Source organism: Weissella sp. DD23, assembly GCF_001579105.1.
GTDB classification, from domain to species: domain Bacteria; phylum Bacillota; class Bacilli; order Lactobacillales; family Lactobacillaceae; genus Weissella; species Weissella cibaria.
The window spans coordinates 1-397 of the sequence record NZ_KQ970482.1; the positions used below are offsets into that span (position 1 = coordinate 1).

General features: G+C 44.6%; 1 protein-coding gene and 1 pseudogene. One reads left to right on the plus strand and one right to left on the minus strand.

Annotated elements, in window-relative coordinates; translation table 11 throughout:
- Window positions 1-135: DUF896 domain-containing protein (locus WEIDD23_RS12910; RefSeq protein ID WP_156469686.1), on the minus strand; the 135-nt coding region annotated here is incomplete at its 3' end.
- Window positions 136-251: 116 nt separating this feature from the next.
- Here WEIDD23_RS12910 and WEIDD23_RS12360 point away from each other — a divergent pair.
- A pseudogene (locus WEIDD23_RS12360) lies at window positions 252-397 on the plus strand (repressor LexA); the annotation flags it as partial.

Genomic DNA, 397 nt, shown 5'->3' on the forward strand with positions numbered 1-397 from the left:
GTTCTCAAGGAATTCAGCCCGCAAATCCGCGCGTTCTGCAATTTCGTCATCTGTCAAACCTTCTGGCGTCTTTGCCTTAGCTGCTAATTCATTAATACGTGTGCGCACGGCCAACATGCGATCTGTTTCTGCCATATCAGTCACCACCTCATTTTTTATCGTTACTCTATTCTACCATGAAACAATGTCCAACATTCACAACTCGCCGAATTACTGTAGAATAGAAGCAGATATTTTACAAGGAGGATAACATGACACAACCTGAGAGCAAGCAACTCGCAATTTTGCGGTTTGTCTACGAAAAGCAACTTGAAAAAGGTTATCCACCTACTGTCCGCGAAATCGGTGAAGGCGTTGGCTTATCATCTTCGTCAACTGTCCACGGCCATTTGAACCG